Annotated in this window: 18 protein-coding genes; 17 read left to right on the top strand and 1 reads right to left on the bottom strand. The window is 65.3% G+C overall.

Going from position 1 to position 22,937, the window contains the following annotated elements; all coding sequences use genetic code 11:
* Nucleotides 1–133: 133 nt before the first annotated feature.
* The 11 genes from NE591_RS04675 to ribF all read left to right on the top strand — a co-directional run bounded on the left by NE591_RS04675 (nucleotide 134) and on the right by ribF (nucleotide 12,591).
* Entirely contained in the window at nucleotides 134–1,294 is a 1,161-nt protein-coding gene (locus NE591_RS04675) for an acyl-CoA dehydrogenase family protein (protein ID WP_114539132.1), read from the top strand.
* Nucleotides 1,295–1,589: 295 nt separating this feature from the next.
* Nucleotides 1,590–2,870 (top strand): CynX/NimT family MFS transporter, encoded by a 1,281-nt coding sequence (locus NE591_RS04670; RefSeq protein WP_022739818.1) that lies wholly within the window; start codon nucleotides 1,590–1,592, stop codon nucleotides 2,868–2,870.
* Between the two features lie 178 nt (nucleotides 2,871–3,048).
* Complete coding sequence (locus tag NE591_RS04665) at nucleotides 3,049–3,978, top strand: LysR family transcriptional regulator (RefSeq protein WP_256156375.1); 930 nt, start codon at nucleotides 3,049–3,051, stop codon at nucleotides 3,976–3,978.
* Between the two features lie 320 nt (nucleotides 3,979–4,298).
* Nucleotides 4,299–4,772, top strand: a complete 474-nt coding sequence (gene rimP / locus NE591_RS04660; protein WP_114539130.1) for a ribosome maturation factor RimP — start codon at nucleotides 4,299–4,301, stop codon at nucleotides 4,770–4,772.
* Between the two features lie 16 nt (nucleotides 4,773–4,788).
* Nucleotides 4,789–5,994 carry a transcription termination factor NusA gene (nusA, locus tag NE591_RS04655; RefSeq protein WP_022739821.1) on the top strand — a complete coding sequence of 402 codons (1,206 nt, stop codon included), beginning with the start codon at nucleotides 4,789–4,791 and terminating at the stop codon, nucleotides 5,992–5,994.
* 13 nt (nucleotides 5,995–6,007) lie between these two features.
* Nucleotides 6,008–6,298, top strand: coding sequence for an RNase P modulator RnpM (gene rnpM / locus NE591_RS04650; protein WP_114549264.1), 291 nt, complete (start codon nucleotides 6,008–6,010; stop codon nucleotides 6,296–6,298).
* A 3-nt stretch (nucleotides 6,299–6,301) separates the two neighbouring features.
* Complete coding sequence (gene infB, locus NE591_RS04645; protein ID WP_161127204.1) at nucleotides 6,302–9,037, top strand: translation initiation factor IF-2; 2,736 nt, start codon at nucleotides 6,302–6,304, stop codon at nucleotides 9,035–9,037.
* A gap of 232 nt (nucleotides 9,038–9,269) precedes the next feature.
* The gene (rbfA, locus tag NE591_RS04640) at nucleotides 9,270–9,659 is read left to right on the top strand and encodes a 30S ribosome-binding factor RbfA (protein ID WP_157011541.1); all 390 of its coding nucleotides are present in this window, start codon (nucleotides 9,270–9,272) and stop codon (nucleotides 9,657–9,659) included.
* A 4-nt stretch (nucleotides 9,660–9,663) separates the two neighbouring features.
* Nucleotides 9,664–10,671, top strand: a complete 1,008-nt coding sequence (locus NE591_RS04635) for a bifunctional oligoribonuclease/PAP phosphatase NrnA (RefSeq protein ID WP_157011543.1) — start codon at nucleotides 9,664–9,666, stop codon at nucleotides 10,669–10,671.
* The gene (gene truB / locus NE591_RS04630; RefSeq protein WP_256156374.1) at nucleotides 10,668–11,684 is read left to right on the top strand and encodes a tRNA pseudouridine(55) synthase TruB; all 1,017 of its coding nucleotides are present in this window, start codon (nucleotides 10,668–10,670) and stop codon (nucleotides 11,682–11,684) included. Before NE591_RS04635 ends, truB begins: the two co-directional genes overlap by 4 nt.
* Entirely contained in the window at nucleotides 11,665–12,591 is a 927-nt protein-coding gene (gene ribF, locus NE591_RS04625; protein ID WP_256156373.1) for a riboflavin biosynthesis protein RibF, read from the top strand. Before truB ends, ribF begins: the two co-directional genes overlap by 20 nt.
* Nucleotides 12,592–12,641: 50 nt before the next feature.
* On the opposite strand, the gene NE591_RS04620 is transcribed toward ribF, so the two are convergent.
* The gene (locus NE591_RS04620) at nucleotides 12,642–14,543 is read right to left on the bottom strand and encodes an LTA synthase family protein (protein WP_256156372.1); all 1,902 of its coding nucleotides are present in this window, start codon (nucleotides 14,541–14,543) and stop codon (nucleotides 12,642–12,644) included.
* 399 nt (nucleotides 14,544–14,942) lie between these two features.
* Here NE591_RS04620 and uvrC point away from each other — a divergent pair, with 399 nt between their 5' ends.
* The 6 genes from uvrC to pgk all read left to right on the top strand — a co-directional run bounded on the left by uvrC (nucleotide 14,943) and on the right by pgk (nucleotide 22,928).
* Nucleotides 14,943–17,180 (top strand): excinuclease ABC subunit UvrC, encoded by a 2,238-nt coding sequence (gene uvrC / locus NE591_RS04615; RefSeq protein ID WP_231699473.1) that lies wholly within the window; start codon nucleotides 14,943–14,945, stop codon nucleotides 17,178–17,180.
* 155 nt (nucleotides 17,181–17,335) lie between these two features.
* Nucleotides 17,336–18,292 (top strand): RNase adapter RapZ, encoded by a 957-nt coding sequence (gene rapZ / locus NE591_RS04610; protein ID WP_114539183.1) that lies wholly within the window; start codon nucleotides 17,336–17,338, stop codon nucleotides 18,290–18,292.
* Nucleotides 18,293–18,295: 3 nt separating this feature from the next.
* A complete protein-coding gene (yvcK, locus tag NE591_RS04605; protein ID WP_231699472.1) occupies nucleotides 18,296–19,453 on the top strand; it encodes a gluconeogenesis factor YvcK family protein in 1,158 nt (385 codons plus the stop codon).
* Between the two features lie 3 nt (nucleotides 19,454–19,456).
* On the top strand, nucleotides 19,457–20,395 hold the full coding sequence (whiA, locus tag NE591_RS04600) for a DNA-binding protein WhiA (protein ID WP_256156371.1): 939 nt from the start codon (nucleotides 19,457–19,459) through the stop codon (nucleotides 20,393–20,395).
* Between the two features lie 265 nt (nucleotides 20,396–20,660).
* Nucleotides 20,661–21,665 carry a type I glyceraldehyde-3-phosphate dehydrogenase gene (gene gap / locus NE591_RS04595; protein WP_114548389.1) on the top strand — a complete coding sequence of 335 codons (1,005 nt, stop codon included), beginning with the start codon at nucleotides 20,661–20,663 and terminating at the stop codon, nucleotides 21,663–21,665.
* Nucleotides 21,666–21,740: 75 nt separating this feature from the next.
* Nucleotides 21,741–22,928, top strand: coding sequence for a phosphoglycerate kinase (pgk, locus tag NE591_RS04590; RefSeq protein ID WP_256156370.1), 1,188 nt, complete (start codon nucleotides 21,741–21,743; stop codon nucleotides 22,926–22,928).
* Nucleotides 22,929–22,937 lie beyond the last annotated feature (9 nt).

The raw sequence follows: 22,937 nt of genomic DNA, 5'->3' as shown, positions 1-22,937 counted from the left end.
ATACCACTAGATGGAAAAGTTATCCCTATGCAAACAGGACAACAAAGGTATTCTGTTTCAACAAATCAAAGGAGTGGTGTGCTAGGGTCATCGTGTAGAATGCACACTATAGTAAAGAGAAGGGAGCCATAAGGTGGACTTCACGCTGACCGACGGGCAGAAGAAGCTCGTCAGCGCCTTCCGTACGTTCGGGGCCGACACCTTCACGCCGGAGCGCGTGGCCAAGTGGTGCCGCGACCAGGGTCTGCCCGATACGGTGATGAAGGAGTTCGTCGATCTGTACTACGAGACCGCCGAGCCGGACATCGCGCCCGATCTGGCCCACAGCCTGCTCTCGCAGGTGCTCATCGTGGAGGAACTCTCCCGCTGCGCCGGCACGACGCTGCCGTTCCAGAACGACTTGTTCAACCTGCAGATCATGAGCGGGTTCGCCGGGGCCGCCGAGGCCGCCTCCATCGCCGAGGACTATCGCGCCGACGGCCGCCTCATGTTCGCCCTGGCCATTTCCGAGCCCGACGGCGGATCCGACACCATGGCCATGAAGACCTCGTGCCAGACCGTGGACGGCCGACTGCTTCTTAACGGGCGCAAGTCCTACGTGAACAACGGCGAGTACGCCCCCTATATATTGGTGGCCGCCATCGACAAAGACGCGGGGGATACGGACCGCTACCCGTCGCTGTCCTTCTGGCTCGTGCCGCGCAGCGTGCCCGGCATCAACGCCGTACCCATCAGCAAGATCGGCCAGTCCATGCTGCCCTTCGCGCTCATCTCCTTCGACGATGTGGAGCTGTCCCCGGAGTGGCGTCTCGATGCGAGCGAGGGAGGGTTCCAGCAGCTGTTCCATCTGCTGGAATACGGGCGCGTGCTTCTGTGCGCCTCCAGCTTGGGCATGGCCCAGGCGGCCATGGACGACGCGGTGGCCCACGCGCGCTCCCGCAAGGCTTTCGGCGTGCAGGTGGGGCGCTTCCAGCAGATAGAGACCCTTCTCACCGATATGGAAGTGCGCCTGCGCAACATGCGCTCCATGGTGTACCGCGCGGCCTGGTCCATCGATGCCGCCGACGAGACCGAGCGGCTCGACGTGGCCCTCATGAAGCGCTACGTGCCCGAGGCCTCGGTGCAGGTGGCCTCGGACGCCATGCAGATTCTGGGGGGCCTCGGCTACACCGAGGGCTCGCGCGTGAGCCGCATCTGGGAGGACTGCCGCGGCAATCAGATCGCCGAGGGAACGGACCAGGTGATGGTGTACATCGCCGCGCCCTTGATAATGGAACACTACCGTTCCTTCTAAGCTTGCCGCACCTTCTCAATACGAACGATCATGGGAAACTGGGAGAAAAATACTCCCAGTTTCTTCTATTTGTGAAATCTATCAATCATAAATCCTTTCGATATTAGGACAAATTAACTGAATCTGTCCTATTTTTGCAAAGATTATGGGACAAAGCATCCCTTTTTGACCATCCTCAAGGGAATCGTTCTACGGTACAAATACGATAGCGGCGAAAGATCGCCGTCCACGGCTCACGCCAACAGGGGTTCGACGTTTGCGCAAGAGTAGAAGAAATCGATAGAGGAGGTTTACCTTGAGTGGGACCGCTACCAAAGAGAAGCTGACCGTGCGTCACCTTCTCGTCGTTCTGACGGGCATCATGATCACGTTCGGATGCTCGGCTCTATGCTTCTCCACCTGGGGCCTGTTCCAGCCGGTCGTGGCTGAGGGCCTGGGCGTGGAGGTCACCGCCTTCGCCATGTACGTCACCGTTATGTACCTGACCATGACCATCGCCTCGCCGTTTGCGGGCAAGCTGCTGCAGACCATGGACATCCGCATCCTTTTGTCCGCCTCTGCCGCGCTCGTGGGCTGCGCCTTCTTGCTGATGAGCTTCTCGAACACCATCGTGCTGTTCTACGTGGCCGCCGTCATGCTGGGCTTGGGCGAGATCACCATCCTGTGGCTGGCCATTCCCACGCTCATCAACCGCTGGTTCGTGGAGCGCGCCGGCTTCTTCATCGGGTTGTGCATGGCCTTCACCGGCATCGGCGGCGCCATCTGGTCCGCCGTGTTCACCGCGCTGACCGCCTCGGGCGTCGACTTCCACACGATTTACCTCATCTGGGGCGTCATCGCGCTCGTCACGAGTCTGCCCTTCACGCTGTTCTGCGTGCGCAACTCTCCCGAGGACTGCGGGCTGGCCCCCTACGGCGCCTCCATGCAGAAGGCGGCCTCGGGCGCTGAGGTGGCCGCGAAGCCCGCGGGCCTGTCTGCCGGCTTCGTCATGAAGACCCCGATGTTCTACGCCATCTGCGTCTTCGCCGGCCTCATCAACATCGCCATCCTCATCGCCATGCAGTTCCCCACCTACACCAAGTCGCTCACCGACGTGGCCTTCGACGTGGCCGTGGTCGGCGGCGTCATGACCTCGGTCATGATGGTGGGCCAGGCCATCTTCAAGGTGGTGCTGGGCGCGGCGGCCGACAAGAACGCCAAGGGCGCCCTCATCTTCGCCTTCGCCGCTGGCGTTGCGGGTATCCTGCTGTGCTGGTTCGGCACCTTCTCCGAGTACGTGATGTACGTGGGCGCCTTCATCTTCGGCGGCTGCTACGCCACCGCCGTGGTGCTCGTGCCGGTCATCTGCCGCCAGTCCTTCGGCACCCGTGAGTACTCGGTCATCTACTCTCGCGTCTCCACGGTGTTCAACCTCATCGCCGCCTTCGCCGCTATGATCTGGGCGTGGCTCGGCTCGTCGTTCGGCTTCACCGTCGAGTTCATCGTGGCGCTCGCCATGCTCGTGGTCATCCTGCTGCTCGGCCTGTACATCTTCAAGGCTGCTGCCGGCTACAAGAAGGACTGGACGACCGAATAGTCGGGTCCCTCATACCGCTGGCGGGCTCAAAGGGATAAGCGGGGAGTGTAGACTCCCCGCTTTTCGCACTTATAGGAAATCTTTATGAGCCAAGATGAGTTTGATAAACTACGATCAAGGTAGAATCGCGCAATCTGAGAACGGGCCGACCAGCCTTACCGTTGCCTTAGGGGGAACCATGAACCTCTCTCAGCTGAACTACTTCAAGAAGCTCGCCGAGGTGCTTCACTACACGCGAGCGGCGCAGGAGCTGTTCACCACCCAGCCGACCCTCTCCGGGGCCATCTCGTCTCTGGAGAAGGAGCTGGGCGCTCCCTTGTTCGAGCGTAACGGGCGCTCGGTGCTCCTCACGCCCTACGGCGAGGTGTTCTACGAGCACGTGTGCCTGGCCCTGCGCGCCATCGACGACGGCGTGGCGGCCGTGAGCGCGCGCTCCTCGGCCTCCTTCGGCACCGTGAACCTCGGCACTACCTTCACCACCCAGGACCACTACCTGCCGAGCCTCATCCGCGACTTCGAGGAGGCCTTCGACAAGCGGGTCATCGTGAAGGTGTCCCAGGGATTCACCAACTACCTCACCGAGCAGCTGCATCGGGGCACGCTGGATGTGGCCTTCTGCGGCAAGCGCGACAACGAGCCCGATATCGCGTATTTCCCGGTGAAGCACTGCGAACTGGCCCTCTACGTGCGCGACGACCATCCGCTGGCGTCTGCCGACACGATCACCTTCGCCGAGCTGAACGAGGTGGATCTGCACACCTACCGCCGGGGCACCCCCATCGGCGAGCGCGTGGCGAAGATGCTCGAGGAGGCCGACGTGCGCGGCGTGTCTCTGGGCTACGACGACGATGTGTCCATGGGGTCGTTTCTCTCCTACAACGGCGGCAACGCCGGAGCGCTTATGCTGGACTCGCTGGGCGCCCAGCTGTTCAGCAACCTGCACCAGGTGCGCGTCGAGGGCATCCCGGAGCACTTCTACACGGTGTATATGGCCTACCACAAGAAGCACGTGCACTCCCGGGCCGTGGCCGACTTCATCGACTTCGTGAAGGCCTATCCGGGCAACGACTTCATCGGCCAGGTGCTGCCGACAGCGCCGGCCGAGTAGGGGGCGCCGGGCCCGATCGGCCGAGACGGACGTGCGGCGGACGTTTGGGTGTCTGGTCGTTCGACTGCCCAGCCCGTCCGATCCTCCAGGCTGTCTGACTGCCGTCTGTGGTCATTTTGCGCCGTATGCGGCCACTTGTTGCGGGAGGCTGGCAAAGCGCGACCCGTTGTGGTATAAATACGCCTGCTGTGCAGATCGACTGCACGGACATACTTTCGCTTCTGGAGAAAGTGGGACTTTTCCCGCTTTCTTTTGTTGTAGGGGCCTTTTGTGGCCCGGAAAGTGTGGGAGCGTAGGCAACGGAAAAGGAGGCAGACGAGGTGCTGACGGCCAAGGAGAAATCGCTTCTTTCCGCCCTGGAGCCCCGAGCGGCCTCCGAGGGCGTCGAGATCGTCACGCTGGAGATCGTCGGCTCGAAGAAGGCGCCGACCATCCGCGTCTACATCGATGCGGCCGGCGGCATCAGCTTCGACGAGCTGGCCCGCACTCAGGCCTGGGTCGGGGACGTCATGGACGAGCTGGACCCGTTCCCCGGGGCCTACATGCTGGAGGTGTCCTCTCCGGGCATCGACCGGCCGCTGCGCACGCCGGAGCACTTCGCGCGCTTTGCCGGCGAGACGGTGACGGTGAAGACGACCGGCCCCATCGACGGCCGCAGCTCGTTTACCGGCGAGCTTCTCGGCTTCGAGGACGGCTGCGTCATCGTGGCCGCAGACGGCGCCGACACCTTCCGCATTCCGTACGACAACATCAAAAAGGCCCGCGTTAAGGGCACCATCGACTTCAGCGCCTAGGGAAAGGATTAGATACGTGGCAACTTCAGAACTGATCGAGGCCTTGCAGGCACTGGCCCACGAGCGCAAGATCGACGAGTTCTACCTCATCGAGCGCTTGGAACAGTCCCTGGCGAAGAGCTACGAGCGCATCCTCGATCTGGAATGGGACGCGCGCGTGACCATCGACCGCCAGACCGGCAAGATCTACGTCTACGAGCTCGTGCCCGTGGGCGAGCCCGACGAGGAGACCGGCGAGTACAGCGAGTTCGAGGAGCGCGACGTCACCCCCGACGACGTGAGCCGCATCGCCGCCCAGAACGCCAAGGGCGTCATTTCCTCGCTCGTGCGCGAGGCCGGGCGCCAGTCCATCTACGACGAGTTCCGCGGCCGCGTGGGCGATTTGGTCACGGGCACCGTGTTGCAGGGCACGCCGGACTTCACCATCATCAAGATCCGCGAGGGCGTCGAGGCGGAGCTGCCGCATTACGACGCCAAGCGCAACCCGGGCGAGCGCAACGAGCGCCCGGCCAACGAGCACTACCGCCACAACCAGCGCCTGAAGGTGCTCATCATCGAGGTGCGCAACCCCAACGCCGACGCGCCCCGCGCCCGCGGCGAGCAGGCGCGCCCGGCCATCGTCGTCTCCCGCACCCACCCCGACCTCATCCGCCGTCTCTTCGAGATCGAGGTGCCGGAGATTTACGAGGGGGTCGTGGAGATCAAGTCCGTGGCCCGCGAGCCCGGCGCCCGTTCCAAGGTGGCCGTGTTCTCCCGCGAGGCGAACCTGGATCCGGTGGGCGCCTGCGTGGGGCCGAAGGGCTCCCGCGTCCGCATGGTGGTCGAGGAGCTGCGCAACGAGCGCGTCGACGTCATCCAGTGGAGCCCCGACCCGGCGGTCTACGTGGCCAACGCCCTGTCGCCGGCGAAGGTGAGCCACGTGAGCATCGACGAGGACAACAACTACGCCACGGTCATCGTGCCCGACGACCAGCTGTCGCTGGCCATCGGCAAGGAGGGGCAGAACGCGCGCTTGGCCGCCCGCCTCACGGGGTGGCATATCGACATCAAGCCCCAGAGCTTCCAGGGTGCGTCTTTGGTCGATGTCGAGATGGACGACGAGGTGGAGGAGGACGACGGCTTCTGCATCTTCGTCGACGAGGACGGCAACCGCTGCCGCAACCACGCCCGACCGAACAGCCAGTACTGCGGCGTCCATGCCGATGCCGAGGCAGAGGCCTAAGGGGTAGAACCTGATGGCAGCACAGACGACAAAGCGCCAGCGCACCTGCATCGGCTGCGGCGCGACCCTTGGGAAGGGCGCGCTTCGCCGCATCGTGCGCAACGGCGAGGGCCTTGTGAGCTTCGACCCTACGGGCCACCTCGCCGGCCGCGGCGCCTACGTCTGCTCTGAGGACTGCCTCGCCGCGGCGAGAAAGACCAGGAAGCTTGAGCGCGCCCTGCGCTGCAAAGTGACCGACGAAGATTACGAGCGCGTTCTTCGCGAGCTTGCCCTCGCCGAGGCACCGGGAAAGAATGAGGAGTGATATATGGCCAGCATGCGCGTACACGAGTTGGCGAAGGAATTCGATATGTCGAGCGGGGATCTGCTCGATCGCCTGAAAGAAATGAAGATACCGGCGAAGTCCCATGCGAGCATGCTCAACGATGCCTACGTTGACAAGATTCGCAAGAACCTGGAGCCGGAGATCCGCGCCCGCGCCGGCGCCCTCGAGGCCGAGGAGGCCGCGGCGCTGGCCGCCGAGCAGGAGGAGGCCGAGCGCAAGCGCGCCGAGGAGGAGGCCGAGCGCAAGGCCGCGCGGGAAAAGGAGCTCGCCGAGCGAGAGGCCGCCCGCGCCCGCCGCGAGGGGTCGCGCTCCGACGACGACGCCGAGGGCGAGGAGCACCAGGCGCGCAAGCAGGCGCCCAAGCAGCCCTCCGCCTTCGCGAGCCTCGAGCAGCAGATCGCCTCGGAGAAGGAGCGCGTCGAGCGCGAGCGCCAGGAGGCCCGGGCCCGTGCCCGCGCCGAGAAGGCGGCCGCCGAGGTGGCTAAGAAGCGCGCCGTGGAGGAGGCCTTGCGCCGCGGCCACAAGAAGCCCGCGAAGGCCGCGCCCGCCCCGGCGCCGGCCCGTCCGGCTCCGGCTCCCGCGCCGTCCCGTCCCAAGAACAACTTCGACTCGCTGCTCTCGCAGATCGAGGCCGAGAAGCAGCGCATGGAAGCGGCCAAGAGCGCCCAAGCCGACACCCGCGCCCCCCGCGGCGGCAAGAAGGGCAAGAAGGGCGGGGCTCACCAGGTGGTGCCCGAGCTCGAGGCCCAGATGACCGCCGGCGAGGACCGCTATGCCCAGATGGCTGTGCAGGCCGAGAAGCTGCAGCGCGACAAGGTGCTCGCCGAGGCCCGCGCCGCCGTGGCCGCGGCCAACACCCACGAGGGGGAGGGCCGCCGCAAGAAGCGCAAGGAGAAGCGCGAGGCCGAGGCCCGCGAGCGCGCCGAGCTCGAGGCCATCGAGCGTGGTCTTGACCCGACGCTGGTGCTGGACGACTCCGTGGTGGAGATCCCGCAGGGCGCGTCGGTGGCCAAGTTCGCCGAGCTTCTGGGCGTGCAGCCCAATGACGTCATCAAGCGCCTGTTCATGCTCGGCCAGGTGCTCACGCTCACCCAGACCATGAGCGACGAGACCATGGAGCTCATCGCCGACGACATGGGCCGCAAGGTGCGCGTCGTGTCGCCGGAGGAGGAGTACGCCGTGGTGTACAACGACTCCGAGGCCGATTTGAAGCCGCGTCCCCCCGTGGTCACCGTCATGGGCCATGTCGACCACGGCAAGACCTCGCTTCTGGACGCCATCCGCGATACCGGCGTGGTGGCCAGCGAGGCCGGCGGCATCACCCAGCACATCGGCGCTTCCGTGGTGAACATCGGCGACCGCCAGATCACCTTCATCGACACCCCGGGCCATGAGGCCTTCACCGCCATGCGCGCCCGCGGCGCCCAGGTCACCGACGTCATCGTGCTTGTGGTGGCCGCCGACGACGGCGTCATGCCGCAGACCATCGAGGCCATCAACCACGCCAAGGCCGCCGAGGTGCCCATCGTCGTGGCCGTGAACAAGATCGACAAGCCCGGCGCCAATCCCGACCGCGTGCGCCAGGAGCTCACCGAGTACGGCGTCATCCCCGAGGAGTGGGGCGGCTCCAACATGTTCGTCGAGGTGTCGGCCAAGAAGAAGCTGCACATCGACGACTTGCTGGAGACCATCATCCTGCAGGCCGACGTGCTGGAGCTGAAGGCCAACCCTGACGCTTCTGCCTCCGGCTTCGTCATCGAGGCGAACCTGGACAAGGGCCGGGGCCCCGTGGCCACGGTGCTCATCCAGCGCGGCACCCTGCACACCGGCGACGTCGTGGTGGCCGGCACGAGCTACGGCCGCGTGCGCGCTCTGGTGAACCCGCGCGGCGAGCACGTCGCCGAGGCGAAGCCCGCCGACCCGGTGGAGATCCTGGGCCTGAACTCGGTGCCCACCGCCGGCGACGAGTTCCGCGTCTTCGAGGACGAGCGCGATGCCCGCAAGCTGGCCGAGGAGCGCGCGCTGCGCGCCCGCCTGGCCGCCCAGGAGACCAAGAGCCACATGAGCCTGGACGACCTGTTCAGCCGCATCGAGGACGGCAAGACCACCGATCTGAACCTCATCGTGAAGGCCGACGTCCAGGGCTCCATCGAGGCTCTGCGCGACGCCTTCGACAAGATGGATCAGTCCGAGGTGCGCATCAACATCGTGCACTCGGCCGTGGGCGGCATCACCGAGACCGACGTCACCCTGGCCGCCGCCTCCGATGCCATCATCATCGGCTTCAACGTCCGTCCCACGGGCAAGAGTCGCCAGCAGGCCGAGAAGGAGAAGGTGGACATCCGCCTGTACCGCGTCATCTATCAGGCCATCGAGGACATCAACGCCGCGCGCGTGGGTCTTCTGTCGCCGGATATCGTGGAAGAGGACACCGGCATCGCCGAGGTGCGCGAGACCTTCAAGGTGCCGAAGGTGGGCACCATCGCCGGCTGCTACGTCGTGGAAGGCGAGATCCACCGCGACGACAAGGTGCGCATCGTGCGCGACGGCACGGTCATCTTCGAGGGCCACATGGCGTCGCTGCGCCGCTTCAAGGACGACGTGAAGTCCGTGAAGCAGGGCTACGAGTGCGGCATCGGCATCGAGAAGTTCCAGGACCTGAAGGTGGGCGACACCATCGAGGGCTACCAGGTGAAAGAGGTCGAGCGCACGGAGTAACTCGACTGTCCGGCGTCGAGGAAGCCCCGCATCCCCGTGCTCAAGCAATGGCTCGCTCGGCGGAACAGTCCACTGGACTGTTCCGTTCGCTGCGCAACCTGCGCGCGGGGACACGGGGCTTCCTCGACGCCTACCGTTACAGTTTTGCTTAGTTTTCCACGACTGGTGCATGGCTCTTGGTTTCAACTCTATACTAAAACTATCTGTCCGCCTCGATTGAGGAGATGACGTCATGAAGCAGAGCGCTTCCAACCGCAAGGTCAACGAGCAGGCCCGCGAGGTGATCGCGAGCATCCTTCTGTTCGACGTGTCCGATCCGCGCCTCCATTTGGTCACCATCACCGGCTGTGAGGTCAGCTACGACCGTTCCGTCTGCAACGTCTACTACACCACCGACCCCGAGCGCTACGCCGGCGCCCAGGCCGCCTTCGAGGCCGCCGCGGGCCACATCCGTTCTCTCATGGCCAAGAAGCTCTCCTGGCGCGTAGCGCCGGAGCTGCGCTTCTACGTGGACACGTCGGTCGATCAGGCAGAGGCCATCTCCCAGGCGCTGAATTCTGAGCGCGAGCATCAGGAGAAGCGCATCGAGGAGGAGATCATCGGGGAAGATCGGGAGTACTAGTTTCATGACGGTGACGCCCCAGACCAACACGACGCTTTCCGAGATCGCCTCCGCGCTCGCCGAGCGCGACCACTTCGTCATCGGAGGCCATGTGAGCCCCGACGGTGACTGCCTTGGTTCGGCGCTGGGGCTCGCCTGGGCCCTCCGGCAGTTGGGCAAGCAGGTCGCGTGCGTGCTTGCCCGCGACGAGGAGCCGCCGAGCGACCTCATGTTTCTGCCCGGCGCCGACGGGCTCGTTCCCGCCGCGGGCTTCGAAGGGCCCTGCGAGTGCTTCATCGCCGTGGACGTGCCCACGCCGGAGCGACTCGGCGACGGGGCGCGCCTGCACGAGGCGGCGCCCTTCACCGTTACGGTGGATCATCACGCCGTGCCGCGGGCCATGAGCGACCTCAGCTACACGGATCCGGACGCCGCCTCCACGTCACTGCTTATCTGGGAGCTGGCGGCGTGCTTGGGCGCCGATCGCGAGCGCCTCATCGCCACCTGCTGCTACACCGGTCTCATGACCGACACCGGCCGCTTCCAGCACGGCAACACCGATGCTGCCGCGTTCAAGGGGGCGTGCGAAATGGTCGCCGCCGGCGCGCGGCCCGGGGATATCGCCCGGGAGTTCTATCAGAACCGCAGTCTCGCCTCTATCGAGCTGGAGGGGCGCACGGTGGGCCATATGAGCCTGTCCGGCGACGGCGAGGCGGTGCTCTCGTGGCTCTCGCTCGCCGATTTCGCCGAGTGCGGGGCCGTGAAGGCCGATGCCGAGCCCATGATCGATCTTTTGCGCTCCCTGCGCGGCGTGCGCGTTGCCTGCATGCTGCGGGAGCAGGACGGAGAGGTGCGCGGCAGCTTCCGTTCCAAGGACGACACCGACGTGGCCGCCATCGCCGGCGAGTTCGGCGGCGGCGGACATAAGGCCGCGGCTGGATTTACCATTCACGACGATTTGCGCGGGGCCGTGAAGACCGTCGCGCGCCGTTTGGGCATCGAGAGCCCGACCTTGCCGGAGGAGCGTCTGTGAAGCGGGGGACGACCGATCTGTGCCTCGTGCTGGCCGTGGATAAGCCGAGCGGTATGACCTCCCACGACGTGGTGAGCCGCGCCCGGCGCATCTTCGGCGAGAAGCGCATCGGGCACACGGGCACTTTAGATCCACTCGCCTCGGGGGTGCTGCCCCTGTGCGTGGGGCCGGCCACCCGGCTCGATCAGTTCCTCACCGGCCACGACAAGTCCTATGTGGTCTCGGTCGTCTTCGGCGCTGCCACCGATACCGACGACTGCGACGGCGAGGTCATCCGCACGGGCGTTGTGCCCGATGAGGTGTTCGACCCGTTCTTCGCCAGCGTCTTCGTGGGCGGTTTGGTGGGGAAGTCCAAGCAGCTGCCGCCGGTGTACTCGGCCATCAAGGTGGGGGGAACCAAGGCCTGCGACGCGGCGCGCAAGGGGCGCGTTATCGATCTGGCGCCGCGCGACATCGAGGTGTACTCCGCCGAGCTTTTGGGCATCGGGGGCGCCGACGGCGCGGAGCCGGCCCGCTGGGACATCGCGTTCAAGGTGTCGAAGGGCACCTATATCCGCGCGCTCGCCCGCGACATCGGCCATAGCCTGGGGTGCCCCGCCCATGTGGGGGCGCTGCGCCGCACGGCGGCCGGCGCGATCGGCATCGCCGACTGCGTGACGCTGGAGGTCTTGGAGGAGATGGGGGAGCGCGCCGCTCTGGATCCGCTGAAGGTGCTCGGCATGCGCTTCATCTACCTCGACGATGCCGCTGCGGCGCGGGTACGCAACGGGAACCCGCTGGACGGGCGCGCCGTGGAGCTCTTCGAGCGCCGCAGCGTCGATCCGGCGGCGGAGCTGTGCGCCTGCACGGCGGGAGTGCGCCCCAGCTGCGAGGCGCCGCACGATGGCGAGGTCGTGGCCCTTGTCGCCGATAACCGCATCGTGGCATTATATGAGTATCATGTCGACAAGGGGCGTTTCGCCCCCCGATGCGTGTTTCCAATAGGAGTTTCCCGTGGCTGTAGTGATCTCTAGGAACGATCCCGCCTTCGACGAGGCCCTGCTCGATCGCGCCTCGGTGGCTTTCGGTGTCTTCGACGGCGTCCACGAGGGACACCGCTTCATCATCGGCGAGGCGGTGAACACGGCCCGCGAGGAGGGACGTGCGAGCGCCGTCATCACCTTCGATATCGATCCCGACGAGGTGTTCGCGGCTGATCGGCTGAAGAAGCTCATGACCAACGAGGCGCGCATCGCCAAGCTGGCCGAGCTGGATGTGGACGCGGTTGTGGTGCTGCCGTTCTCCCGCGAGTTCGCGGCCCAGAGTCCCGAGGATTTCCTTAACGCCTGCTTTGGCGGCGGCGTGCCGAGCCACATCCACATCGGCAGCGATTTCCATTTCGGTCGCAAGGCCGCGGGCAATGTGGAGAGCTTGCGCGCATGGGGCGCCGAGCGCGGCATGGAGGTGCACGGCCACGAGCTGGTCGCCGAGGGCGGCCGCCCCGTGACGGCCACGCGCATCCGCGGCCTTCTGTCCGAGGGCCGCGCCCGCGAGGCGGCCGACCTTCTGGGGCGCCCCTATACTCTGGAGGGAACCGTGCGCCCGGGCCGCGGCGAGGGCCGCGACTTCGGCTTCGCCACGGCGAATTTGGAGGTGCCGCCGGAGCTTCTGGCCATCGGAGAGGGCGTCTACGCCTGCTACGCCGTGGTGGACGGCGTCCGCTACAAGGCCGCCGTGAACGTGGGCATCCCCGCCACCTTCGCCGACACCGCCAAGGAGAACATCGAGGTGCATATCCTCGACTTCGACCAGGACATCTACGGCCAGCCCATCGAGGTGGAGTTCGTGGAGTGGCTGCGCCCCATGCGCGTCTTCGATTCCACCGACGAGCTCATCGCCACTGTCCAATCCAACATCGCCTGGGTGCGCGAGAACCTGTAGGGGGCTTTCGCGATCTCGGGCTGAAGCCGGGGCTAGGCAGGCGCGAGCTGCTAGCCGCGATCGTTGCCGAAAAGCTGGTCGTACTGGACGATGGCGTAGGACTTCAGGGCGTCCTCGGCCTTCTGCTGGGCGTCGGTTTCCACGGCCTCGCCGAACCAGTGCCACGTTCCCTCGGCATCCCGGTATCCATTCAGGTTCACGGCGGGCAGCGCCTGGCGCAGAGCCGATCGGTACAAGGCGCGGGCGTCGCGGGGCAGCCCCGTTGCGTCCAGAAGCAGAGTCGAGAGGTAATTCAGGCTCGTGACATCGGCGTCCTCGATACGCGTGAGCGATTCCTCGTACTTTCCGCGGGCCGCGGCGTTCGCCCAGATGAAATACGGCGTCCGGTAGCGTGCCTGCACCTCTTCCAAGCCGGCGTCCTCCACGGGCTTGCCGAAGGTCTCCTCGAAGAGCCAGTCGGCGAAGCCGGGTTGGTGGTCGCCGAAGAACACGACGATGGTGGGCTCGTTCCGCGCGTTCAGCTCGTCCACGAGCCAGCGCAGATCCTCATCCGAGCGCCGGATGGCCGCCAGAAACTCGTCCACCTCGGGGTTTTCCACCTCGTCCGATTCCAGATGCACGGCATCAGCGGCGGGAACGAGCCCCGTGTCGTATCCGCCGTGGTTCTGGATGGTGACATCGAAGACGAACTGGGGCCCCTCTCCCTCGTCGATCTTCTCCAGCACGCGCTCGTAGGTGGTGCGATCCGTGACGAGGTCGCGGAAGGTGTCGGCGTCTTCCATGGTGGTGATGTCGTCGAACGCGTCGAATCCGAGCTGCTCGTAGATGCGGTCGCGCCGCCAGTTGGCCGCCTCGGCCGGGTGAATCGCATGGGTGCCGTACCCCAGGCTGCGGAAGTAGGAGGCGAGGTTGTCCACCCCTTCCAAATCGTAGAGCACGTAGGGGTACACGCCGCCGCCCATGTTGCCCATGGAGGCGCCGGTGAGGAACTCGAACTCGCTGTTGCAGGTGCCCCCGCCCATGGCCGAGACGTACACGTCGCCCGCGGCCAGGGAATCGTTGGCCACCTCGTGGAAGAACGTCGGCGCGGCGTTTGTTCCCTCAAGGCCGGGGTATTCGGAGAGATCGGAGAACGTCTCGTTCATGATGGCGATGACGTTGGGGCCGTCGTAGGGGAGTGCTTCGGGCTGTTCCGGCGCTGCATCGCCAGTGGTGGGCGCCGTTGAGTTTTGGTTGCCCGTTGTGTCGGGCGAGGGGGACTCTGCCACCGTGCCGTCCGTTCCCGTCAGCGGATCCTCGGCGAAGGGGGCCAGGATGGCGTCCACGGCCTCGGCGGAGTAGCCCTCCGGAGGCTTGGGCGTCAGCTCTTGGGCCCGCGAGAGGAAGCAGAGCGCGGTGCCCTGGGTGGCGTAGGAGCCGCGCACGTCCCATACGTCCACAGTCACCTCGCAGTCCTTCTTGATATCGATGGCCTGGTACTGCATGGCGCCGAGGCACACCAGCAGGGCCGCCGCCAGCATGTTGGCGGCAATGTCCCAGCGGGCGCGCTTTCGTTGGGGGCACAGCTTCGCCAGGGCGATGCAATAGGCGGCGAACAGCGCCCAGCAGAACGCGAGGCGACCGGTGAGAAACAGGCTGTAACCGCCGGCCACCGAGGCGGCGGTGCCGAGGGCGAACAGATCCGCCGGCACGATGGGCTGCCCCTTGAAGGCGATGATGAAGAAGTTGGCGGTGCCCCACATAAGGCACAGTCCCACGAACGCGGCGAGCGATGCGCGGGTGCGCTGTCCCGCCAGAAAAGTGATGGCGCAGCCCAGCCCCAGGATGAGCAGGTTGTCGATGACGTAGCGCTGGGGAATGGCGAAGACATCGCCGTTCCACGGCAGCTCGAGGAGCAGAAAGCCCAAAACGACGGCGAGCGCGAAGAAGACGCTGCGTCGCAGCGCGTCCATTGCCCGCGGCCGCCCCGTGGCGCCCGAGCTGGTTTCAGTTCGTTCCCTATTCAAATAACCCCTCCGGTTCAAGAGTAAAACAACAACTTACCACGGCTGGAGCTGCTTCGCTTTGGACGGAACGGAACGTCCCGCCCGTCTCGGGAAAATCTCCATGGCAATTCGGGCCATAATTTTCGAGTTGTTAGCATTGCGAATGGCCTCCCGCTATCCCACCAATTCCACAAGAAGGCTGAAACTATCGATAAACGAATAGTCGATGAGGCAAATTCTTTCAGCGAAGCTCGAAGAACGCCATAAGCGATCTCATCAATGCTAACAACTCGAAATTTTGGCGAAAAAATGGGTGAGAAATCGTCTGGAAGGACACAGGCTGGAATCTGCGGGTATACTGCACCCATGAGTAAAGAACGAATTTCCTGGGAAAACGAATACCCCGACGAGTTGGAGCGCGAGGGCCGCATGAGGCCGACGCTCGCCCGCGCCGTGCGCGATCATGAAGCCGCGGGCAACGCTGTTGACGAGGCCGTCGCGGAGGCAGTCTGGGCGGACGGCGAAGGCGAGGCGGCCGCCATGGACGTCGTCGACGACGCGGCCGCCATGGGAGCGGTCGCGGAGGCAGCCGTCGCGGAAGCCGTGGGCGAAGGCGGTCGCGCCAAGCCCGGTCGCTCCCGCGAGACCCAGCAGCAGAAGCTCGCGCGCATCAAGCGCGAGCTGGAGGCGGTGCCCACCGAGCCCGGCGTGTACCTGTGGAAAGACGCCGCCGGCGAGGTCATCTACGTCGGCAAGGCCAAGCAGCTGCGGGCGCGCATGCGCCAGTACGTGAACTTCCAGGACGATCGCGCGAAGATTCCCTTGCTCGTGGAGGCCATCGACTCCTTCGACTACCTCGTCGTCGACAACGAGCACGAGGCGCTCGTGCTGGAGAAGAACCTCATCAACCAGTACAGCCCGTTTTTCAATGCGGACTTCAAGGACAACAAGAGCTACCCCTTCATCGCGCTCACCAAAGGCGATGTGTTCCCGGCCATCAAGTACACTCGCGAGAAACACAAGTCCGACACGAAGTACTTCGGTCCTTTCACTGACGCCCGCGCCGCCCGGGAGATGATCGACATCGCCCGGCGTGTGGTGCCCCTGTGCGCCGCCACCTGCGCCGACTGGCGGGGACTCACGCGCGCGCTGGAGAAGGACCCGCTCGCTTTCTTGAAGCGCGATGCGCGTCCCTGTTTCGACTGCCACGTGGGCCTCGGCCCCGGCGCCTGTTGCGGGGCCATTACGCCCGAGGAGTACGCCCAGAACGTGCGGCGCATCGAGCGCTTCCTCGCCGGCAACCACCGCGAGTTCGTCGACGAGCTGACGGCGGAAATGCAGGAGGCCGCCGAAGAGCTCGACTTCGAGCGGGCGGGACGGCTGAAGGCGCGCATCGACACCATCAACTCGCTCGCCGACAAGCAGCACGCCGTGTCCTCGCGCGACCTGTCCGCCGACGTCGTCGGGTTCTTCCGCGAGGAGACCGTGGCCGGGGTGAACGTGCTCGTCATCCGCGAGGGACGCATCGTGAACGCCAACGAGTTCGTCTTGAACCGTGGCACCGACGTGCCCGATCAGGATCTGCTGCGCAACTTCCTCATGCGCTACTACGACACCACCACCTCCATCCCGCGCGAGGTGATCGTGCGCGCACTGCCCGAGGACGCCGAGGCCATGGGGGAATGGCTCACGGGCAAGCTCGACTCGGCCCACGGCGCCAAGGTGCGCTTCTGCGCCCCGCAGAAGGGGGAGAAGGCCGACCTTCTGACCATGGCCGAGACCAACGCGCGCCACGTTCTCATGCGCTACAAGGTGCGCACGAACTACGACGACAAGCGCATCAACAACGCCCTTCTGCAGCTGGAGAGCGCCCTGGCCTTGGACGCGCCGCCCATGCGCATCGAGTGCTTCGACATCTCCACCATCCACGGCTCCTACACGGTGGCCTCCATGGTGGTGTTCACCGGCGGAAAGCCGGACAAGAACCAGTACCGCCGCTTCAAGATAAAGACGCCGCTCGACGAGGCCAACGACTTCCTCTCCATGCAGGAGGTGATGCGGCGCCGCTACGCGCCGGAACGTTTGAGCGACGAGCGCTTCGGCAGCAAGCCGGACCTCATCATCCTGGACGGCGGAAAGCCGCAGCTGACGGCGGCGCTCGCCATGTTCGAGGAGATGGGGATCGACGACATCGCCATTTGCGGTCTGGCCAAGCGCGACGAGGAGCTGTTCGTGCCTTGGCAGGACACGGGACCGGTGGTGCTGCCCTCAGGCTCGGCGTCGCTGTACCTGGTGAAGCAGGTGCGCGACGAGGCCCACCGCTTCGCCATCACCTTCCACCGCGAGCTGCGCGGCAAGGGTATGACGGCGAGTATTCTGGACGACGTGGCGGGTCTGGGGCCCGTGCGAAAGAAGGCGCTGATGAAGCACTTCAAGTCGTTCAAGAACCTGAAGGCCGCGAGCCTCGAGGACATCAAGGCCGCCAAGGTCATCCCCGAAGAGGTGGCCGAGGAGCTGGTGCGCGTTCTCGCGCAGTATAATGAGCGGAAAGAAGAGAAGGAAGAACAGCTGGCCGATAGCGTCCTGGCGAACACCATCCCGTAGGGGCAGACCTTGGTCTGCCCTTCCGAGCGGGATAGCCATGCTTATGAGGGGCGACCAAGATCGCCCCCTACGGAGAGCTCGTTCAGACAAACGGAAAGCCTCTGTGAAGAAGAGCGATCCTTTCAGGAAAGGAGGCCTTTGTGGCCGAGGAGGTAATGGAAGAGGCTCAGATGCCCGACTTCGTCATCGTGACGGGCATGTCCGGCGCCGGGCGCACGGAAGCCATGCACGTCTTCGAGGATTTGGGCTACTACTGCGTGGACAACTTGCCTTCGAGCCTGCTCGCCGAGCTCGTGCGCGTGAACGAGAGTACCGAGCACGAGGGCGGCCGGCGTCGTCTGGCCGTGGTCTGCGACTCGCGCAACGGCGACTTCTTCGGCGATCTGGAGGCCGAGCTTTCCTCCATGCGAGAGGCCGGCGTCTCCTACAAGACGCTGTTCCTCGATGCCGCCGACGACAAGCTCATCGCCCGTTACAAGTCGAGCCGCCGCCGGCATCCGCTGTGCACCGACGGCACCACCATCTGGCAGGGCATCCAGCGCGAGCGGCTCATGCTCATGGGCCTTCGCGACCGCGCCGACTACGTCATCGACACCACCGATATGCTGCCCCAGAAGCTGCGCAGCACCATCCGGGGGCTCTTCGCCACGGGCAGCGAGCGCAAGGGGCTTGCGGTCACCGTGTACTCCTTCGGCTTCAAGCACGGCGCCCCCTACGATGCGGATCTCGTCATGGACGTGCGCTTCCTGCCGAACCCCTATTACGATCCGGAACTGCGGCCGCTGACGGGGCTGGACGCCCCGGTGCGCGACTTCGTGCGCATGCGCGAGGAGACCATCGAGTTCGAGCAGAAGTGGCACGACCTTTTGGACGTCGTCATGCCGGGGTACGTCGCCGAGGGCAAGCAGCAGCTGGCCATCGGCGTGGGCTGCACCGGCGGCCAGCACCGGTCGGTGGCGCTTGCCGAGGCCACGGGCGATTACCTGAAGTCGAAGGGCTATCGGGTGAGCGTTGCCCATCGCGATCTGCGTCTGGCCGAGCGCGGTCACGACGTGCAGCGCGAGAGCGACAACGTGCTGGACGCCCGTGCCGGCGGCGGAAAGGAAGCGTAGAAGGTGGCCGGCATAAAGAAGAGCACCGAGGCCTTCCGCGTTGATCCGGCGGCCACGGCGGCGTTCTCGGCCCTGCGCAGCGCGCTTCCGAACCTGCGGCCTTTGGATGAGGACGCCCGCGCACTGAAGGCGGTGGTCATCGGCGGGGGCACCGGCGCTCCGGTCTCCATCCGGACGCTGCTCTCCTTAGGCGTGCAGACGAGCGCCGTCGTGGCCATGGCCGACGACGGCGGCAGCACCGGTGTTTTGCGCGAGGAGGCCGACGTCACGCCGCCCGGCGACATCCGCAAGTGCCTCGTGGCCTTTGCGAAGGATCCCGCCGACCCGCTTGTGCGGGCGCTCAAGTACCGCTTCGCCGTGGCCCGCGACCATGCTCTGGGCAACCTCCTTCTGGCCGCGCTGGAAGATGCGACGGGGTCGTTTCCCGAGGCCATCGCCATCTGCGAGAAGCTGGTGGACGCCCAGGGGCACGTGTATCCCTCGACGTTGGACCACGTGGTGTTGTCGGCCCAGACCCAGGACGGGCGCATTCTGGACGGTCAGGCCGTGGCCTGCCATTCCAAGACGGCGCTTGCGCAGGTGTGGCTCTCCGCCGAGGACGGCCGGCCGCCGCGCCCTTACGAGCCGGCGCTTCAGGCCATCCGCGAGGCCGACCTCATCGTGCTGGGCCCGGGGTCGCTGTTCACCTCCATCATCCCGAACCTGCTCATCCCCGGCGTCGTCGAGGCCATCCGCGCCTCTCGGGGCCGCGTGCTATTCGTGTGCGCCCTGGCCGACGTGCAAGGGGAGACGTGGGGGCTGACGGCCCGCGAGCACTTCGAGGCGCTGACGGCCCACGGCATGGAGGGGCTCATCGACTACATGCTCGTGCACTCGAAGGTGCCTCTGCGCGCCGAAAGCCCCGCCACGGGCAGCTTCGCGGCCATCTCCGGGGCCGAGCTGGAGCACGCTTCCACGAGCGACTTGAACGACGACCAGCTCATCAAGGGGGTGCGTCCCATCTCCATCTCCTACGCCGATATGCTCGCCATCCAGTCCCGCGGTCCCATCGTCATCAGCCGCAACCTCGTGGACGCCGAGCAGCCCACGTGGCACTCGCCCTTCGCGCTGCGCGATGCCTTCCAGAACGTCATCAAGCTCTCGCGGGCGCGCCGGAGCTAGGCCATGTCGTTCACGTCCGAGGTGAAAGACGAGCTGGCCCGGGTCGTGCCCGCCTGTCCGCAGTGCGAGAAGGCGACGCTCGCGGCGCTGGTGCGCATCGAGGGGACGCTGTTCGTGAGCGGACCGGCCCGCTACCGGGTGGAGATCGCCACGGACGCGCCGGCCTCGGCGCGGCTCGTCGTGCGGCTTTTGCACGGCATCTATTCGTTGAAGACGAACCTCACCATGCGCCGTTCGGTGCTGCACAAGACACCGAACTATCTCATCGAGGTGCCGGCCCAGCCCCATCTGGCCGATGCCTTGCGCGACATGGGGGTGCTCTCGGCCGAGGGCGGCCTGGAGATGGGTATCAAGGAATCGCTTGTGGCCAAGCCCTGCTGCGCGGCGGCCTACCTGCGCGGCGCCTTTTTGGGCAGCGGCTTTATCTCGAACCCCAAAAGCGACTTTCACTTTGAAATCACCGTGGAATCCGAGGCGCTGGCCGAGGGACTCGTGGAGCTCATGGCCCGCAAGGACATCACGGCCCGCATCATGGCACGGCGCAGCTCGTACATGGTCTACCTGAAGAGCGGCAACGCCATCACGGAGTTCCTCGCCTTCGCCGGCGCCCACCAGGCGGCGCTTTCCATGGAGGAGGAGCGCGTCGTGAAGTCGGTGCGCAACGACGTGAACCGCCAGATCAACGCCGAGCTGGCCAACCAGCAGAAGGCCGCCAGCGCCGCCGTGGAGCAAATCTACGCCATCCGGCGCGTGGTGGAGCACTACGGCATGGAGGACCTGCCCCCCGCGCTACAGGAGTTCATCCGCCTGCGGGTCACCTACCCCGAGGCGTCGCTGAAGGAGCTCGGCGAGCGGGCGACGCCGCCTCTTTCCAAGAGCGCCGTCTACCACCGCGTCCGCCGCCTCGAGCAGCTGGCCGCCGAGCTGGACGCGGGGGAGTAGCGCCGGCAGCCCCATCGAGGTGGTAAACGGCTTCTCTAACTTCTCCCTTGTGCTGTATTTCCTCCAGTAAGTTGTGTCCGAGTCAATTTACTGGAGGAAATAGGCGGCAAGTTGTTGCGCTCGCTTTTGTGCAGGCGGGACGGTTTTCGGGGCCGTCGGCTTTATCGTGGTGGGAATCGCTTAGCTTCGTAGTAAACTTGTGAGAGGCCTAACAGCTGATACGTGCCCATCGGGCTTCGCGAGTATCTTGTGAAAGGAGATACGCATGACAACCAAGGTAGGCATCAACGGATTCGGTCGCATCGGACGCCTCGTCTTCCGCGCCATGGCCGACGATCCCGCGGTCGAGGTGATCGCCGTCAACGATTTGGGCGACAAAGCCACCGCTGCTCACCTGCTGAAGTACGACTCCATCCACGGCATCCGCAATTTTGATATCGAAGTGACGGATGACGGCTTGGTGGTGGATGGCAAGCACGTGACCATGCTTTCCGACCGCGATCCGGCGAACCTGCCCTGGGGCGAGCTGGGTGTGGATGTGGTCGTAGAGGCCACCGGCATCTTCAAGACCGGCGAGCTGGCGCAGAAGCACCTGGATGCCGGTGCCAAGAAGGTCGTCATTACCTGCCCGGCTAAGGACGAGGACATCACCATCGTCATGGGCGTCAACGACGACCAGTACGACCCCGAGGTGCACAACATCATCTCGAACGCCTCCTGCACCACCAACTGCCTGGCTCCCTTCGCCAAGGTGCTGTTGGAGAACTTCGGCATCAAGCGCGGCTACATGAACACCATCCATTCCTACACCAACGACCAGAAGATCCTCGATCTTCCCCATAAGGATCTGCGCCGCGCCCGCGCTGCCGCCGTGTCTATGATCCCCACCACCACCGGTGCCGCCCGTGCCGTGTCCCTCGTGCTCCCCGAGCTCAAGGGCCGTCTCGACGGCTTCGCCACCCGCGTTCCCACTCCCGACGGCTCTATGGTCGACCTCACGGTGGAGCTGGAGAAGTCCGTGACCGCCGAGGAGATCAACGCCGCCATGAAGGCCGCGGCCGAGGGTCCCTTGAAGGGCATCTTGGAGTACACCGAGGATCCCATCGTGTCCATCGACATCGTGGGCAACGACCACTCCTCCATCTTCGACTCGCAGCTGACCATGGTGCTCGGCGGCGAGGGCAACTTCGTCAAGTGCATCTCCTGGTACGACAACGAGTGGGGCTACTCCAACCGCGTGAAGGATCTCGTGAAGATCCTGCTCCCGTAGCTTCCACAAAGAAATGAATCCGAAAACCCAGCTCGCCTTTCGGGCTGGGTTTTCCCTTATAGGGAAAGGAACGACATGGCGGATATCAAGACTATTGATGACGAGAATTTCGCGGGCAAGAAGGTGCTCGTGCGCGTCGACTTCAACGCGCCGGTGGACGCCGACGGCAACGTGACCGACGATACGCGCATCCGCGCGGCGCTGCCCACCATCAACAAGCTCGTCGGCGACGGCGCCCGAGTGATCCTCACGAGCCACCGCGGCCGACCGGCGGGGGAGGGCTTCGAGGAGTCCTTCAGCTTGGGCCCCATCGCGCGCCGTTTGCAGGAGTTGCTCGGCCGCGACATCGTGCTCTCGCGCGAGCTTATCGGACCTGCGGCTCAGGAAGCCGTCGACGCGCTGGAAGACGGTGACGTGCTGCTGCTGGAGAACATCCGCTTCGACAAGCGCGAGAAGAAGAACGACCCCGAGTTCGCCCGTGCCTTGGCAGACCTCGCCGATGCCTACGCGAACGACGCCTTCGGCACGGCTCATCGCGCCCATGCCTCCACGGCCGGTGTTGCGGCTTATCTGCCCTCCTATGCCGGCTATCTCATGGAGCGCGAGGTGGCCACGCTCACGGGCATGCTCGACGAGCCGCGCCGCCCCTTCGTCGCCATTCTCGGCGGCTCGAAGGTCTCCGACAAGATCAAGGTCATCGACGCGCTGCTGGAGAAGGCCGACACCCTCATCATCGGCGGCGGCATGTGCTTCACGTTCCTGGCGGCCCAGGGCAAATCCGTGGGTACCTCGCTCATGGAGGCCGATTGGGTCGAGCGCGCCGGCGACATGATGAAGAAGGCCGCCGACCGCGGCGTGTCGCTACTGCTTCCCGTGGACGTCGTGTGCGCCGATGCCTTCGCGAACGACGCCAACCTCGCCACCGTCTCGGTGGACGAGATCCCCGACGACATGATGGGCCTCGATATCGGCCCGGAGACGGCCGAGCTGTACGCCGAGGCCATCGGCATGGCCAAGAGCGTCTTCTGGAACGGCCCCATGGGCGTCTTCGAGATGCCCTCCTTCGAGGCCGGCACCCGGGCGGTGGCCGAGGCCGTGGCCGCCAACGAGGAGGCTGACACCATCATCGGCGGCGGCGACTCGGTGGCCGCGGTGAACCAGTTCGACCTGGCTGACAAGATGACCTTCATCTCCACGGGCGGCGGTGCCTCCATGGAGCTCGTCCAGGGCGAGGCGCTCCCCGGCGTCGAGGCCCTTCGCTAGAAAGGAAGC

The organism is Adlercreutzia sp. DFI.6.23 (genome assembly GCF_024462535.1).
In the GTDB taxonomy this organism is placed as follows: Bacteria; Actinomycetota; Coriobacteriia; order Coriobacteriales; family Eggerthellaceae; genus Adlercreutzia; species Adlercreutzia rubneri.
Note: the sequence above shows the minus strand (reverse complement) of the source record. Positions and strands in the feature narration are given on the sequence as shown.